Annotated in this window: 16 protein-coding genes; 7 read left to right on the top strand and 9 right to left on the bottom strand. The window is 70.6% G+C overall.

Annotation, left to right across the window (positions count from 1 at the left end; all coding sequences use genetic code 11):
* Positions 1–8 precede the first annotated feature (8 nt).
* Genes ACFYZ8_RS02840 through ACFYZ8_RS02830 form a run of 3 tightly spaced genes read left to right on the top strand, consistent with a single transcriptional unit; the run spans position 9 to position 2,879 of the window.
* A complete protein-coding gene (locus tag ACFYZ8_RS02840; RefSeq protein WP_359037350.1) occupies positions 9–275 on the top strand; it encodes a protealysin inhibitor emfourin in 267 nt (88 codons plus the stop codon).
* A gap of 46 nt (positions 276–321) precedes the next feature.
* Positions 322–1,644, top strand: coding sequence for a GH1 family beta-glucosidase (locus ACFYZ8_RS02835; RefSeq protein ID WP_389049722.1), 1,323 nt, complete (start codon positions 322–324; stop codon positions 1,642–1,644).
* The gene (locus ACFYZ8_RS02830) at positions 1,641–2,879 is read left to right on the top strand and encodes an MFS transporter (RefSeq protein ID WP_388536815.1); all 1,239 of its coding nucleotides are present in this window, start codon (positions 1,641–1,643) and stop codon (positions 2,877–2,879) included. Before ACFYZ8_RS02835 ends, ACFYZ8_RS02830 begins: the two co-directional genes overlap by 4 nt.
* 77 nt (positions 2,880–2,956) lie before the next feature.
* On the opposite strand, the gene ACFYZ8_RS02825 is transcribed toward ACFYZ8_RS02830, so the two are convergent.
* Positions 2,957–3,811, bottom strand: coding sequence for an NAD-dependent epimerase/dehydratase family protein (locus tag ACFYZ8_RS02825; RefSeq protein WP_388536813.1), 855 nt, complete (start codon positions 3,809–3,811; stop codon positions 2,957–2,959).
* A gap of 118 nt (positions 3,812–3,929) precedes the next feature.
* On the opposite strand from ACFYZ8_RS02825, the gene ACFYZ8_RS02820 reads away from it, so the two are divergent.
* Complete coding sequence (locus tag ACFYZ8_RS02820) at positions 3,930–4,784, top strand: helix-turn-helix transcriptional regulator (RefSeq protein ID WP_388536812.1); 855 nt, start codon at positions 3,930–3,932, stop codon at positions 4,782–4,784.
* A 348-nt stretch (positions 4,785–5,132) separates the two neighbouring features.
* On the opposite strand, the gene era is transcribed toward ACFYZ8_RS02820, so the two are convergent.
* On the bottom strand, positions 5,133–6,101 hold the full coding sequence (era, locus tag ACFYZ8_RS02815; protein ID WP_388536810.1) for a GTPase Era: 969 nt from the start codon (positions 6,099–6,101) through the stop codon (positions 5,133–5,135).
* A gap of 165 nt (positions 6,102–6,266) precedes the next feature.
* Between era and ACFYZ8_RS02810 the strand changes: the two genes are divergently transcribed.
* Genes ACFYZ8_RS02810 through ACFYZ8_RS02800 form a run of 3 tightly spaced genes read left to right on the top strand, consistent with a single transcriptional unit; the run spans position 6,267 to position 8,291 of the window.
* A complete protein-coding gene (locus tag ACFYZ8_RS02810) occupies positions 6,267–7,577 on the top strand; it encodes an ammonium transporter (RefSeq protein ID WP_388536808.1) in 1,311 nt (436 codons plus the stop codon).
* Entirely contained in the window at positions 7,574–7,912 is a 339-nt protein-coding gene (locus ACFYZ8_RS02805; protein WP_355738542.1) for a P-II family nitrogen regulator, read from the top strand. Before ACFYZ8_RS02810 ends, ACFYZ8_RS02805 begins: the two co-directional genes overlap by 4 nt.
* 10 nt (positions 7,913–7,922) lie before the next feature.
* Positions 7,923–8,291, top strand: a complete 369-nt coding sequence (locus ACFYZ8_RS02800; protein WP_388536806.1) for a hypothetical protein — start codon at positions 7,923–7,925, stop codon at positions 8,289–8,291.
* Here ACFYZ8_RS02800 and ACFYZ8_RS02795 read toward each other — a convergent pair.
* From ACFYZ8_RS02795 to ybeY, 7 genes are all read right to left on the bottom strand, one after another.
* Entirely contained in the window at positions 8,288–9,235 is a 948-nt protein-coding gene (locus tag ACFYZ8_RS02795) for a WxL protein peptidoglycan domain-containing protein (RefSeq protein WP_388536804.1), read from the bottom strand. The genes ACFYZ8_RS02800 and ACFYZ8_RS02795 overlap by 4 nt on opposite strands.
* Before the next feature lie 60 nt (positions 9,236–9,295).
* Entirely contained in the window at positions 9,296–10,612 is a 1,317-nt protein-coding gene (locus tag ACFYZ8_RS02790; RefSeq protein WP_388536802.1) for a beta-xylosidase, read from the bottom strand.
* 143 nt (positions 10,613–10,755) lie between these two features.
* The gene (locus tag ACFYZ8_RS02785) at positions 10,756–11,229 is read right to left on the bottom strand and encodes a hypothetical protein (RefSeq protein WP_359037371.1); all 474 of its coding nucleotides are present in this window, start codon (positions 11,227–11,229) and stop codon (positions 10,756–10,758) included.
* Positions 11,230–11,434: 205 nt separating this feature from the next.
* Positions 11,435–11,788, bottom strand: coding sequence for a cytidine deaminase (locus ACFYZ8_RS02780; protein ID WP_359037373.1), 354 nt, complete (start codon positions 11,786–11,788; stop codon positions 11,435–11,437).
* Positions 11,789–11,881: 93 nt separating this feature from the next.
* Positions 11,882–12,241 carry an MmcQ/YjbR family DNA-binding protein gene (locus ACFYZ8_RS02775; RefSeq protein WP_359037375.1) on the bottom strand — a complete coding sequence of 120 codons (360 nt, stop codon included), beginning with the start codon at positions 12,239–12,241 and terminating at the stop codon, positions 11,882–11,884.
* On the bottom strand, positions 12,238–13,545 hold the full coding sequence (locus ACFYZ8_RS02770; RefSeq protein ID WP_359037377.1) for a hemolysin family protein: 1,308 nt from the start codon (positions 13,543–13,545) through the stop codon (positions 12,238–12,240). The genes ACFYZ8_RS02775 and ACFYZ8_RS02770 overlap by 4 nt, the downstream gene beginning before the upstream one ends.
* Positions 13,542–14,039 carry an rRNA maturation RNase YbeY gene (ybeY, locus tag ACFYZ8_RS02765; protein WP_020136251.1) on the bottom strand — a complete coding sequence of 166 codons (498 nt, stop codon included), beginning with the start codon at positions 14,037–14,039 and terminating at the stop codon, positions 13,542–13,544. Before ybeY ends, ACFYZ8_RS02770 begins: the two co-directional genes overlap by 4 nt.
* Between the last annotated feature and the right edge of the window lie 8 nt (positions 14,040–14,047).

The following is a 14,047-nucleotide window of genomic DNA, read 5'->3' as shown; positions in this document are numbered from 1 at the left end:
AGGGACCCATGCGTATTCAGGTGAGGCGCACGGGCGGGTTCGCGGGCATCGAGCGGCACAAGGAGGTCGACACCTCCGGGCGGCCCGATGCCCGTGAATGGCGGGCCCTGGCCGAGAAGGCGGTCGCCGCGGGCCGGGGCACCCCGCCGATCGGGGTCCCGGACGGCTTCAGCTACGAGATCACCGTGGACGGGAGGACGGTCTACGCGGCCGACCCCCGGCTGACCGAGGAGCAGCGGGAACTGATCTCGAAGGTACTCAAAGAGGGCGCGTAACTGCTTGTTCACGCCTGCCCGTTGACTTCCCTACCCGCCGGTACCCATGATCCGGCGCATGGCGACTCAAGAGCATGCGATCCCCCGGTTCCCGGCCGGCTTCCTGTGGGGTGTCTCGACCTCGGCCCACCAGATCGAGGGAGCGGCCGACGAGCGCGAGCCGTCCGTGTGGGACGTCTTCACCGCCGAGCCGGGCCGGGTGAAGGACGGCTCCACGGCCGCGGTGGCCTGCGACCACTACCACCGCTACCGCGAGGACGTGTCCCTGCTGGCAGGGCTGGGCGTGGACGCGTACCGCTTCTCGGTCTCCTGGCCGCGGGTGAACTCCCCCGGCGGCCTGGACTTCTACGACCGTCTCGTGGACGAACTGGTCGCGGCGGGCGTACGGCCGGTCCCCACCCTCTTCCACTGGGACCTGCCGGTCACGCTCGACTGGCTGGAGCGGGACACCGCGTCCCGGTTCGCCGAGTACGTGTCCCTCGTGGCCGACCGGCTCGGCGACCGCGTCAAGAAGTGGATCACCCTCAACGAGCCCGCCGAACACACCCTGTTCGGCCACGCGCTCGGCGCCCACGCCCCCGGCAAGCAGCTGATGTTCGACGCGCTGGCCGCCGCCCACCACCAGCTCCTGGGCCACGGCCTGGCCGTACAGGCACTGCGCGCGTCCGGCGCCACGGACATCGGGATCGCCAACTCGCACGGCCCGACCTGGCCGGCCTCCCAGGAGCAACCGGACCTGGAGGCGGCCGACTTCTACGACCTGCTCCTGAACCGCCTGTTCGCCGAACCGGTCCTCCTGGGCGAATACCCCTCAGGACTGGGCGACTTGATGCCGGGAGACGTCGCCGCCGACCTCAAAATCATCAGCGAACCGCTCGACTTCTACGGGGTCAACTACTATGCCCCGACCCGCGTCGGCGCCCCCCAGGGCGAGGACATCGAGTTCGGCGGCCTGACCATCCCCGCCGAACTCCCCTTCTCCGTGCAGGAGATCGAGGGCGTCCCGGTCACGGACTTCGGCTGGCCGGTGGTCCCGGAGGGCCTGACCGAACTCCTCACCGGCATGCGCGAGCGCTACGGCGACCGGCTCCCGCCCGTCGTCATCACCGAGAACGGCTGCTCCTACGAAGGCATCCACGACCAGGCCAGGATCGCCTACCTGGACGGCCACATCCGCGCCCTGCACAGGGCGGTCGAGGCAGGCGTGGACGTACGCGGGTACTTCGTGTGGTCGCTGATGGACAACTTCGAGTGGGCGGAGGGATACGTGCAGCAGTTCGGACTGGTGCACGTGGACTTCGGAACGCAGCGAAGGACCCCGAAGGCGTCGTACGCGTGGTACCAGGAGCTGCTCAGGGCACAGAGGTGAGCACCGCTCTGGCCGAACCCGTCGACCGGGTCGGCAAGGGCTGGACCGCGTCCCTCTCCCTCGCCAACGTGGCCATCTGGGTCGGCTGGTACGGCCCGCTCCAGATCCTGCTCGCCCGGCAGGCGGAGGACTTCGCGCCCGGCACCGGCATGTCGAAGGAGACGCTGCTGGCGTGGGTGACCGGCGTGGGCGCGGTGGTGTCCCTGGCGGCCAACCCGTTCTTCGGCGCGCTGTCGGACCGCACCACCGCCCGCTGGGGCCGCCGCAGCCCGTGGATCGTGGCCGGTGCGGCGGGCGGCGCGCTGTCGCTGCTGGTGCTCGCCGGGGCGCACGGGCTGTGGCTCATGACGCTCGGCTGGTGCCTGGTCCAGCTGACCCTGAACGCGGCCTTCGCGGCGGTCACGGCGGCCGTGCCGGACCGGGTGCCCCGGCTCCAGCGGGGAGCGGTGGGCGGTTGGATCGGGGCGGCGCAGATCCTGGGCGCGGTCGTCGGCACGGGCCTCGCGACCGCGGCGGGCGGCATCGCGGCGGGCTATGCGGCCTGCGCGGTGTTCACGCTGGCGGGGGTGCTGCCGTATGTGCTGCGCCACCGGGATCTCAGCCTGCCGGTGACGGACCGGCCGCCCTGGTCCTGGCGGTCGTTCGCGCGCGGCTTCTGGCTGAGCCCGCGCCGGTACCCGGACTTCGCCTGGGCCTGGCTGACCCGCTTCCTGATCAACCTCAGCAACGCGCTGGTGATCCTCTACCTCCTCTATTACCTGCGCGACCGCCTCCACCACCACGACCCCGAGCAGGGCGTGCTGATCCTGACCGCCGTGGACAGCGTGGCGCTGCTGGCCACGGTGGTCGTGGGCGGCGTCTGGTCCGACCGCGTGGGCCGCCGCAAGCCGTTCGTGCGCTGGTCGGGGGTGCTGATGGCAGTGGCCACGGCCCTGCTCGCGGTATGGCAGACCTGGCCGAGCGCGATCATCGTGGCGGCGCTGCTGGGGGTCGGGCTCGGGGTGTTCATGTCGGTCGACTTCGCGTTGATGACGGACGTGCTGCCCAAGGCCTCGGACCGCGGCAAGGACTTGGGCGTCATCAACGTGGCGAATGCCTTGCCCCAGGTGGCCGCCCCCGCGTTGGCAGCACCGATCGTGACGCAGCTAGGGGGGTACAGGGTTCTGTACGGGCTGGCGGCGGCGGTGGGTTTGGCGGGAGCGGTCCTGGTGGGCCGTATAAGAAGCGTCGACTAGGTTTCCCCAGGGGCGCGGGGCCGTATCGATGTGCGGCTCCGCCGCGTGGGCGCGACAAGCCACATCGGACCCGCAGATCACAACGCTCCGGCCTCCCGAGCCGCATAAACCGACGGATACACCGCCCGATACCCCAGCTCCCTACGAATCCGCTCCGTGGACATGATCACCAGCCACGGATCAGGATCGACCCGCTCGTACAACTCCCCCGGAATCTCCGCCCCGTTGAGCTGATGCAACTCCACCGCCGTCACCGGCGAGTCGTCGGCGATGTTGTAGACACGCCCCGAGATCCCCGGCGCGTACAGAATCCGCAGCAACCCCTGCGCCACATCCGCATGGTGCCCCATATGCAGCCGCTGGGCCGACGCCCAGTTCTTCGCCCACATCAGAGACTGGGCGAGATGCGGATCCCCCTCGCCGTAGACGAAGGGCAGCCGCCCGACGCGCACGTCCAGACCCTCCATCGCGAGCAGCCGCCGCTCGGCCTCCGCCTTGGACTCCGGGTAGGCACCCCACATCGCCCCGCCGGGCCGGCTCTCGTCATCCTCGGTGAGCGGCCGCCCCCGCCCGGTGCCGTACACGAGACCCGTGCTCACCTGCACGAACCGCCGTACCCCGGAGACCGCCGCGGCCCGCCCGAGCTCCACCGCCGCGTCCCGGTTGACGGCCCACGCCTCCTCGTCCGGCACGCCCCGGAAGGCCGCGGCGACGTTCACCACCGCGTCCGCCCCGGCGACGGCCTTGCCTAGCACCTCGGTGTCCCGCAGATCTCCTACGACGACCTCGGCGCCGAGCTCCGCGAAGGGTTCGCCGCGCGAGGCGTCCCGTACGAGGACCCGCACCTTGTCCCCCGGCCGGGACTGCGCCAGCAGCCTCGGCACGAAGCGCCGGCCGACCTGACCCGTGGTACCTGTCACCAACGTCAGCATGTTCTGCTCCTCTCGTCCCGACCAGCGTGGGACGGCCGCGCATGTACCGGGAGAGACCTCTTGATCAGGGGATCGGCAGTCCCTGGATAAGCCGGACGGGGTGCCGCACGCTGGAGGGGTGAACCGAGCCGAACTCGCCGACTTCCTGCGCCGCGGCCGCGCCCGCCTGAACCCGTCCGACGTGGGCCTGACGCCGGGCGCCCGGCGCCGTACGCCGGGTCTGCGCCGGGAGGAGGTGGCACAGCTGGCGGGGATGTCCGTGGACTACTACACCCGTCTCGAACAGTCCCGTGGCCCCCGCCCGTCCCGTCAGATGCTGACCGCGCTGGCCCGGGCGCTGCGCCTGACCGACGTGGAGCAGGACCACCTGTTCCACCTGGCCGGTGAGGAGCCCCCGCGGCGCGAGACGGGGTCGGCGCATGTCCGTCCGGGGCTGCTGCTGATCCTGGACCGGCTGCACGACACCCCGGCGCAGGTGGTCAACGACTACGGCGAGGTGCTGGCGCAGAACGCGATGGCGAAGGCGCTGGTCGGCGACGCGATGTCCCGTCCACGACGTGAGCGCAACCTGACGCGGCGCTTCTTCCTGGACCCGGCCGCGCGCACGCTGTTCCCCGAGGAGGACCTCGCCGACCACGCGCGCACCCAGGTCGCCACCCTGCGCGCGGTGACCGCGGCCCGCCCCGACGACCCGGAACCGGCCGCGCTGGTCGCCGAACTCCGGTCGGCCAGCGAGGAGTTCGCGCGCCTGTGGGACGAACACGAGGTGTCCCAGCGCAACAAGGCGACGAAACGGTTCGTGCACCCCGTCGTCGGTCTACTGGAACTCGACTGCGAGGTCATGGTCAGCCACGAACACCACCACCTCCTGGTCGTCCACACGGCCCGACCGGGCACGGAGGCGTACGAACGCCTGCAACTGCTGCGGGTGATCGGCCTGCAGGACCTGACCCCGCAGGAGGCAACCCCCTAGAACCCCAGCTTCCGCAACTGCCGAGGATCCCGCTGCCAGTCCTTCGCGACCTTCACATGGAGGTCCAGGCTGCATCAATGTGCGGCTACCGCCGCGCGGCCGGCGTACCGGACAGCACTCGCCCCCCACGGCTCACGCTGCCGACCCCATCAGCCCCGGCTGAACCCTCCACTCAGAACCCCAGCTTCCGCAACTGCCGAGGATCCCGCTGCCAGTCCTTCGCCACCTTCACATGGAGGTCCAGGCTGCATCAATGTGCGGCCACCGCCGCGCGGCCGGCGTACCGGACAGCACTCGCCCCCCACGGCTCACGCTGCCGACCCCATCAGCCCCGGCTGAACCCTCCGCTCAAAACCCCAGCTTCCGCAACTGCCGAGGATCCCGCTGCCAGTCCTTCGCGACCTTCACATGGAGGTCCAGGAAGACCGGCGTACCCAGCAGCGCCTCGATCTGCTTGCGGGACTTGATGCCGACCTCCTTCAGGCGCTTGCCCTTGGGGCCGATGATGATGCCCTTCTGGCTGGGGCGCTCGATGTAGACGAAGGCGTGGATGTCGAGGAGGGGCTTGTCGGCGGGGCGGTCCTCGCGGGGGAGCATCTCCTCGACGACCACCGCGATGGAGTGCGGGAGTTCGTCGCGGACGCCCTCAAGCGCGGCCTCGCGGATCAGTTCCGCGATCATGACCTGTTCGGGCTCGTCCGTGAGGTCGCCCTCGGGGTAGAGCGCCGGGCCCTCGGGAAGCATCGGGATCAGCAGGTCCGCCAACAGGTCGACCTGCTTGTTCGCGGTCGCCGACACCGGGACGATCTCCGCCCACTCGATGCCCAGCTCCTTGCCGAGCTGGTCGATGGCGATCAGCTGCTCGGCGAGCGTCTTCGAGTCGACGAGGTCGGTCTTCGTGACGATCGCGACCTTCGGCGACTTCTTGATCCCCGCGAGTTCCTTCGCGATGAAACGGTCACCGGGCCCGAGCTTCTCGTTCGCCGGCAGACAGAACCCGATCACGTCGACCTCGGCCCACGTGGTGCGCACGACGTCGTTCAGCCGCTCACCGAGCAGCGTGCGCGGCTTGTGGAGGCCGGGGGTGTCGACCAGGATCAGCTGGGCTTCGGGCCGGTGCACGATTCCGCGGACCGTGTGCCGCGTGGTCTGCGGCTGGTTGGCGGTGATCGCCACCTTCTGGCCGACCAGAGCGTTCGTGAGGGTGGACTTGCCCGCGTTGGGGCGGCCCACGAAGCAGGCGAAGCCGGCGCGGTGGGGTGCCTGCGACGAGGCCGACTGCTCGGATGACTGACTGCGAACGCTCATGTGCCCCATTCTCCCTGATCCACAGAGCCCCGCCGCACAGGCGCCCGAGTGCCCACGTTCCGGTGAGCTTCCCGAAACCTCCACGCAACGAAACATCACGGAAACACCGACGTGCCCAACCGGAAACGCGGGCCGGTGAACCTCTGACGAGCCCCCACCTGGTTGGAGACCTCCATGTCCCTCGCCGCCCAAGGCATCGACACCGGCGACACCGCCTGGCTGCTCGCCGCCACCGCCCTCGTCCTGCTGATGACCCCGGGCCTGGCCCTGTTCTACGGCGGCATGGTCCGCACGAAGAGCGTCCTCAACATGCTGATGATGAGCTTCGTGTCGATCGCCCTGGTGACGGTGGTGTGGCTGGCGGCCGGATATTCGCTGGCCTTCGGCGACGACGTCGGCGCAGGCCTCATCGGCGGCCTCGAGCACGCCGGCATGAGCGGCCTCGGCCCCGACAGCGTCCAGGGCACCGTGCCCACCCTCCTCTTCGCCACCTTCCAGCTCACCTTCGCGATCATCACCGCCGCGCTGATCAGCGGCGCGATCGCGGACCGGGCGAAGTTCGGGGCGTGGCTGGTGTTCGTCCCGGTCTGGGCGCTGCTCGTATACGTTCCCGTCGCCCACTGGGTGTGGGGTCCGGGCGGCTGGGTCCTGGACAAGCTCGGCGCGCTCGACTTCGCGGGTGGTCTGCCGGTCGAGATCACCTCCGGGGCCTCCGGTCTCGCCCTCGCGCTCGTCCTCGGCCCGCGTCTCGGCTTCAAGAAGGACGCGATGCGGCCGCACAACCTTCCCATGGTCGTCCTGGGCGCGGGCCTGCTCTGGTTCGGCTGGTTCGGCTTCAACGCCGGGTCGGCCCTCGGCGCCAACGGCCTCGCCGCCGCGGTCTTCCTCAACACCCTCGCCGCCGGCTGCACCGGCCTGCTCGGCTGGCTCTTCGTCGAGCAGAAGCGCGACGGCCACCCCACCACGCTCGGCGCAGCGTCCGGCGCGGTCGCGGGCCTGGTCGCGATCACCCCGTCCTGCGGCTCGGTCTCCCTCCTCGGCGCGCTCGTCGTCGGCCTCGCCGCCGGTGTCGTCTGCTCGTACGCCGTGGGCTGGAAGTTCAAGCTCGACTACGACGACTCGCTCGACGTCGTCGGCGTCCACCTGGTCGGCGGCGTCATCGGCACCCTCCTCATCGGCGTCTTCGCGGAGAAGGCGATGACCGGGGGCACCGAGGGCCTGCTGTACGGCGGCGGGCTCGGCCAGCTCGGCAAGCAGCTGGTGGCCGTGGCCGCCGTGGGGACGTACGCGTTCGCGGTGACGTACGGCATCGGGAAGCTGATCGACAAGGTGATGGGCTTCCGGGCCGACGAGGAGCACGAGCACACCGGCCTGGACCTTACGGTGCACGCCGAGACCGCATACGATCACGGCGTCCTGGGCCACGGTGCCCCGGTCGGCGCGTCCTCCGTCCCCTCCGCCCAGAAGGTCAAGACCCAGGCATGAAGCTCATCACCGCGATCGTCAAGCCGTACCGCCTCGACGAGGTCAAGACCGCGCTCCAGGAGATCGGCGTGCACGGTCTGACCGTGACCGAGGCCAGCGGCTACGGCCGTCAGCGCGGCCACACCGAGGTGTACCGCGGCGCCGAGTACCAGGTCGACCTGGTCCCCAAGGTCCGCATCGAGGTGGTCGTCGACGACGCCGACTCGGACACGGTCATCGACGCGATCGTCAAGGCCGCCCACACCGGCAAGATCGGCGACGGCAAGGTGTGGGCGCTGCCGGTGGAGACGGTCGTACGGGTCCGGACGGGCGAGCGCGGGCCGGACGCGCTCTGAGGGAGGTCTCGTGGGCGAGTGGTACGTGTTCATCGAGCGGAACACCGGGTACGGCGAAAGCAACTGGGTCCTGAAGGACAGGGTCCATGTGGAGGGCGGCCGGGAACAGGCGCTGGCCCGCGCCGAGGAGTTGAGCCTCACCTGGCCGGGAGGCCGGCGCGCCGAGGAGAACGGCCATCGCGTGTTCCGGACCGCCGAGACGAGCTGGCTGGTGGAGCTCACCGAAGAGGCCTGGCACCCGGACTGGGAAGAGCCGCGCACCTTCACCGAGTACTTCCGCCTGACCGTCGCCGAGCTCGTCGCCTCGAAGGAAACCCCTCCCGCGAAACGCCCCGCCCCGAAGAAGGGCGTCCTGCGCCGCGCCCTGGGCCGTGACTAGACGACCGGTGTCCGTGCCCGCCGCGCCCTGACGAACAGCACGGTCCCCACGGCTGCGCCCGCCCCCAGCACCACCGCGACCAGCCACGGCAAGGCGAAGAAGGACGCGCTCGCCGACTCCCGCGTGTCCTTCGCGCTGGCCGTCAACTTCACGTCCCCCCAGTCGAGTTGAGGCGAGCCCTGCCACGGCTCGGTCAGCCTCACCCGCTGCCCCGGCAACAACTCCCCCGGGATCCGGGCGAGTTCGCGGGTGAGCAGCGTACGCCCGAACAATCCCGTCGCCCGCAGCTCGACCTTCGGGTCGAGCGTCACGTTGCCGGTGTTGCGCAGGGTGTACGAGATCGTGGCACCGCTGTCCCCCAACCCCGGTACCAGCGGCTGGTGATGGCTGACGCGGACGTCCTCGACGGTGATCGCCGGGACGGTGGGCCCGCCGACACGCAGGTAGATCCGGGCGGCGACGGCCCGCTGCACGCCGAGCGCCACCGCGCCGTCGCCCTTGTCGACCCGCTCGTCAAGCGCCACCAACGCACCGGGATGGTCGCCCGGTTCGGCACCCTCGGGCACCGACAGTGTGAAGGGCACGGTGACCTTGCCGTGTGCGGGGACGGTCACCCGGGACTTCGCCGGCTTCGCCCAGGCCCCCACCCCGCGCTGCTTCTCCGCGACCGTGCGCACGGCGAAGCCGCCGTCGCGGGCGGTGTTGTAGGCGTCGGCGGCGTAGAGCCGGAAGGTCAGCGGCTCGCCGGTCTTGTTGCTGACGACCACCTTGTCGTCGATGCTCTGTCCGGGATCGGCGGAGAGGTAGAAGTAGGGCCGCGCGGCGATCCGGGAGGCGGCGGGGTACACGGACCAGCTGCCGTTGTCGGCGGCGTGCGCGGGCGCGGCGATCGCGACCAGGAACGGGCTGAAGAGGCTCAGGAGGAGGACGTACAGCTTGCGCATGGGTGCGGACCCCCCACGGGTGCGAGAAGGACGGACGGGCGGGTGCGGGCGCCCGTACGGTCAGCTGAGCGTGAGGGTGAGTACGCCGGAGTACGTGCCGACCGGCGTGAACGCCGGCACGTTCAGGGAGAGTCCGGCGTCCACGGTGAACTCACCGCCGGTGAGCGCGGAGTTAGGGGTGGACGCGAGCGTGGCCCCCGAGGATCCGACCGCGCCGGCGGAACCGGCCCGGCACGTGCTCGGGCTGCCCGCCTTGGTGGCGCAGGCGGGACTCCAGCTCAGCGCACCGGCGTCGATCTTGGCGCCGGGGCCGGTGAAGTCGGTGACCTTGCCGGTGAGGGACCAGCCGGCCGGACCGCCGCGGAAGTCCTTGACCGTCACCTTGTTGAGGTTGCCGGTCGAGGCGCCGCCCTTGCCGTAGTCCACCGCCGAGAGGCTGACGGTGTCCCCGGCCTGGGACATGGACAGGGTGCCCGCCTTCACCGTGGTGGTGACCTTCTGGCTGCCGGCGGGAACGGGCGTGTCGTCGATGACGGCGTACGCCTTGGGTCCGGCACCCTTGGCATCGCTCCACGCGGTGCCCTCGTACGCCACGACACCGGTCGTCGTCTTGTCGTTGACGACGAGCGAGCCGCTGAAGGCGCCCGAGGAGTCGGCGGTCGCGGTGGCCGTGTCCGCGGTCTGGGCGCCGCCTGCCCGCCCGGCCAGGGTGACCGTCGCGCCCGGGGTGAACTTGCTGCCGGTGACGGTGACGCTGTCACCGGGCTTCCCGGAGGCCGAACCCAGCGAGATGTCCCGCTGGTTGACCGGGTTCGCGTCCGTCGCGGTGACCGTCTCGGAGACCGGGGCGGGCGGGGTGATCACCGTGCAGGGGGTGTCGAGTTCGAGGATGTAGCTGGTGTGGATGTTGTAGTCGCCGGGCGAGAGGGTGATCGCGCCGGGTGCGGTGACCTTGAAGGTGCCGGTCATGGAGAACGACGGGAAGGCGCCGTTGCCCGGCACCGGGTCGTTCTTCTTGGGTCCCGCGACCGTCACGGCGCCGGTCTGGGCACCGCCGAGGGTGACCTTGCCGGTCGGCGTCATGATGTCGGCCGGCAGGGCGATGGCCGTGGGGTTGCTGGCGGCGGGCTTGACCACCGTGTAGGTCACGGTGACGGTGTCGCCCACCTTGGGGCTGGTGTTGTCCACGGCGACACGGGCCGTCGTGGTGCCGTCGATCGGCGGGATGCCCGCGACCGCGGGCGGGATGCAGTGCGTGGCGAAGTCCACGTCGGTGGCGGCACCGGCCGGACAGGCCAGTGCGCCGCCCGCGGTGACCGCGAGCGCGGTCGCCCCGAGAAAGGACGCCAGACGGCGTCTTCGAGTCGTCGAACCCATGGATGTGCCCCCTCCGGAAGCTCCTGAAGTCCTGTGCCGACAGGGGGCATTGATGTGTGGATTGCGTGAGAAGTCAATGGAACTGCCGCAGAAAGCTGACGAGATGTCAGTTTCTGCGGCAGCAGGGGGAGTTGCCCGGGCGATCAGTCGAACACGAAGGGTCCGGGCGACTGCGGCCCGGTCGCCGTGCAGGTGACGGTGATCCCGAAGACGACGATCTGGAGCGAACCGCCGTACGCCTCCAGGCTGTCGCCGGAGTTCACGGTGCCGCTGAGCGGACCGACGGTGACGGGGTCGCCGGCCGCGATGGCGGGGTTCTCCGTACCGGTGAAGGTGGCGGTGCCGCCGTTCGCGTCGACCAGGGTGAGGGTCGAGGTGATCGAGTCCTCGGAGAGCGCCAGCGGGGCGTTGATCGCCGAGGTGACGGTGAGGGTGGCGGCCGTACCGTCCTGGGTGGCGGTGAGGGTGGCCTCGCCGCTTCCGTAGACGCCGCAGTCCGCGTCGATGGTCGCGGTGTCCGGGGTGACGGCCAGGGCCGCGGGCGCGAACGCGAGCCCGGCGGCCGCGAGGGTGCCGACGGCCAGTGCCGCACCCGTGCCTATGCGCTTGCCTTTCATGGAATCCGGTTCCCTTCCCGTGGTGGGGACTGCCATGTGGGGATGGACGGGGGGTGCGTCCCGACGGACGGCCTGGCCTCACGGGGCGTGGTGCGGTACGCCGCGCGAGCCGGAATCTGACGGTCCGTCGGAATCTCCGGTTCCATTGATACGCGTGGGACGGGGAACGGCAAGCCGGAATTCCGGCCAAGTGTTACCGGGGGTATCAGCCGGCGGGAACGATGGTGCGCACCGTGCCGTCGATGCCCGCCACCAGCACTGGAGTCTGCGGGCCGCCCAGATCCCGCACGGCCGCCCGATCCTCCTCGGAGGCCGATTCCGCATCCGTCACCACGGCCGCCGCCTCCAGCGACTTCGCCCCGGACGCCACGGCCATCGCCACCGCCGTTCGCAACGCGCTCAGCCGCAGCGACGCCAGCTCCACGCTCCCGGCCACATACGTCCGCCCCGTCTCGTCCCGTACGGCGGCCCCCTCAGCCACCCCGTTCCGGGCCCGAGCCGAACGGGCCAGGGTGACGATCTTGCGGTCCTCGGGGTCAAGCGCAGTGTTGTCGGTCATGACAGGAGCATACGAAGCGGGGCCGGGGTGGGGTCGCCATGGGGGCACCGGGGCCTCGTCCGTCTCTCACTCGTCCGTCCCTCACGGGTCCGCTCAGGGGCGGTCCAGGCGCAGCCGCTCCGCGCGCGGCAGGCCGGCCACCACCAGGTCGTACGAGTCCTCGACGAGCTCCCGGATCATCCGGTCCGGGAGTCCGCCGTCGACGGTCACGGTGTTCCAGTGGCGCTTGTTCATGTGGTAGCCGGGGATGATCAGCCCGGGATGGTCGGCGCGCAGCCGGATCGCGTCCTCGGGGTCGCACTTGAGGTTGACCTTCAGGGGCCGCGCGTCGAGCCAGCTCAGGGCGAACATCTTCCCGAGCACCTTGAAGACCGAGACCTCCGGACTGAACGGGAAGTCCTCCACCGCCGCGTTGAACGACAGGCACAGGGCGCGCAGTTCCTCGGAGGTCACTCGGACTCCTTCTCCCTCTCGGCGGGTTCCAGCGCGGCCACCGGCTCCACCAGCACCGTCACGATCTTGTTCCGGCGCCCGGCGGCGGCCTCCGCGGTCAGCCGCAGTGCCCGCCCGTCCGGGAGGTCGACGACCGAGGACGCCCCGGCGATCGGGACCCGGCCCAGCGCCTTCGCCAGCAGCCCCCCGACGGTCTCCACGTCCTCGTCGTCGTACTCGTCGAGCCCGTACAGCTCGCCGAGGTCGGTGATGTCGAGGCGGGCGGTGACCCGGTGCCGGTCGTCGCCGAGGTCCTCCACCGGCGGGAGTTCACGGTCGTACTCGTCGGTGATCTCGCCGACGATCTCCTCGAGGATGTCCTCGATGGTGACGATGCCGGCCGTGCCGCCGTACTCGTCGATGACGACGGCGACGTGGTTGCGGTCCTGCTGCATCTCGCGCAGCAGGTCACCGGCGTTCTTGGTGTCGGGCACGAACGCGGCGGGCCGCATGGCCGTGGACACCAGCTCGGACTCGGCGTCCCGGCTGATGTGCGTCTTGCGGACCAGGTCCTTCAGATACACGATCCCGACGATGTCGTCCTCGCTCTCCCCGGTGACGGGTATGCGCGAGAACCCGGACCTGAGCGCGAGGGTCAGGGCCTGGCGGATCGTCTTGTAGCGCTCGATGACGACGAGATCGGTCCGCGGGACCATCACCTCGCGCACCAGCGTGTCGCCCAGCTCGAAGACCGAGTGCACCATCCGGCGCTCGTCGTCCTCGATCAGGGACTCCTTCTCGGCCAGGTCGACCAGCGCGCGCAGCTCCGCCTCGGAGGCGAACGGGCCGCGCCGGAAGCCCTTGCCGGGGGTGAGCGCGTTGCCGATGAGAATCAGCAACGACGGGATCGGGCCCATGATCCGGGCCAGCGGCAGCAGGATGTACGCGGCCACGGTCGCCGTGTTGAGCGGATGCTGACGTCCGATGGTCCGCGGGGACACGCCCACCGCGACATAGGACACCAGCACCATGACGCCGATGGCGACCAGCAGGGCCCGGGTGGTGCCCGGGAACTGCTGGAGACAGGCGTAGGTGACCAGGGCGGCCGCCGCCATCTCGCAGGCGACGCGTACCAGCAGCGCCACGTTGAGGTAGCGGGTCGGGTCGGCTGCGATCTGCGCGAGCTTGGCGCTGCCCCGCCGGCCGTTGCGTACGGCTTCCTCGGCGCGGAAGCTGGAGACGCGCGCGAGGCCCGCCTCCGCGCAGGCGGCGAGCCAGGCGACGACGACCAGGGCGATCGCGCCGGAGACCAGGGGCAGGCTCATGAGACGGTCGGCGCGGGGGACGGGCCGGTGAGCCCCTTCTCCTGCCGCCATCCGTCCACGATGGCCGCCTGGAGGCCGAACATCTCGGCCTTCTCGTCCGGCTCCTCGTGGTCGTAGCCGAGCAGGTGCAGCACCCCGTGGACGGTGAGGAGCTGGAGCTCCTCGTCCATGGAGTGCTGCGTCTCGGCCTCCTCGCCCTGCTTCTTGGCGACCTCGGGGCACAGCACGATGTCGCCGAGGAGGCCCTGCGGGGGCTCGTCGTCGTCCTTGCTGGGCGGCCGGAGCTCGTCCATCGGGAAGGACATGACGTCGGTGGGCCCCGGCAGGTCCATCCACTGGATGTGCAGCTGCTCCATGGCATCTTCGTCCACGACGATCACCGAGAGCTCGGAGAGCGGGTGGATGCGCATCCGCGCGAGGGCGTAGCGGGCGATGTCGAGGATCGCCTGCTCGTCGACCTCGGTTCCGGACTCGTTGTTGACGTCGATCGACATGGTGCTGG

The sequence above is a fragment of the Streptomyces sp. NPDC001668 genome, assembly GCF_042893155.1.
In the GTDB taxonomy this organism is placed as follows: domain Bacteria; phylum Actinomycetota; class Actinomycetes; order Streptomycetales; family Streptomycetaceae; genus Streptomyces.
The sequence above is the reverse complement of the archived record's forward strand: the minus strand, read 5'-3'. Positions and strand labels throughout refer to the sequence as shown.

What these genes read in the sequence shown, in the direction of transcription:
- ACFYZ8_RS02785 (WP_359037371.1), bottom strand. Translation starts at nt 11,229, where the DNA reads ATGAAAGGCAAGCGCATAGGCACGGGTGCGGCACTGGCCGTCGGCACC.
- ACFYZ8_RS02795 (WP_388536804.1), bottom strand. Translation starts at nt 9,235, where the DNA reads ATGCGCAAGCTGTACGTCCTCCTCCTGAGCCTCTTCAGCCCGTTCCTG.
- ACFYZ8_RS02770 (WP_359037377.1), bottom strand. Translation starts at nt 13,545, where the DNA reads ATGAGCCTGCCCCTGGTCTCCGGCGCGATCGCCCTGGTCGTCGTCGCC.
- era (WP_388536810.1), bottom strand. Translation starts at nt 6,101, where the DNA reads ATGGGGCACATGAGCGTTCGCAGTCAGTCATCCGAGCAGTCGGCCTCG.
- ACFYZ8_RS02780 (WP_359037373.1), bottom strand. Translation starts at nt 11,788, where the DNA reads ATGACCGACAACACTGCGCTTGACCCCGAGGACCGCAAGATCGTCACC.
- ACFYZ8_RS02805 (WP_355738542.1), top strand. Translation starts at nt 7,574, where the DNA reads ATGAAGCTCATCACCGCGATCGTCAAGCCGTACCGCCTCGACGAGGTC.
- ACFYZ8_RS02835 (WP_389049722.1), top strand. Translation starts at nt 322, where the DNA reads ATGATCCGGCGCATGGCGACTCAAGAGCATGCGATCCCCCGGTTCCCG.
- ACFYZ8_RS02840 (WP_359037350.1), top strand. Translation starts at nt 9, where the DNA reads ATGCGTATTCAGGTGAGGCGCACGGGCGGGTTCGCGGGCATCGAGCGG.
- ybeY (WP_020136251.1), bottom strand. Translation starts at nt 14,039, where the DNA reads ATGTCGATCGACGTCAACAACGAGTCCGGAACCGAGGTCGACGAGCAG.
- ACFYZ8_RS02825 (WP_388536813.1), bottom strand. Translation starts at nt 3,811, where the DNA reads ATGCTGACGTTGGTGACAGGTACCACGGGTCAGGTCGGCCGGCGCTTC.
- ACFYZ8_RS02790 (WP_388536802.1), bottom strand. Translation starts at nt 10,612, where the DNA reads ATGGGTTCGACGACTCGAAGACGCCGTCTGGCGTCCTTTCTCGGGGCG.
- ACFYZ8_RS02810 (WP_388536808.1), top strand. Translation starts at nt 6,267, where the DNA reads ATGTCCCTCGCCGCCCAAGGCATCGACACCGGCGACACCGCCTGGCTG.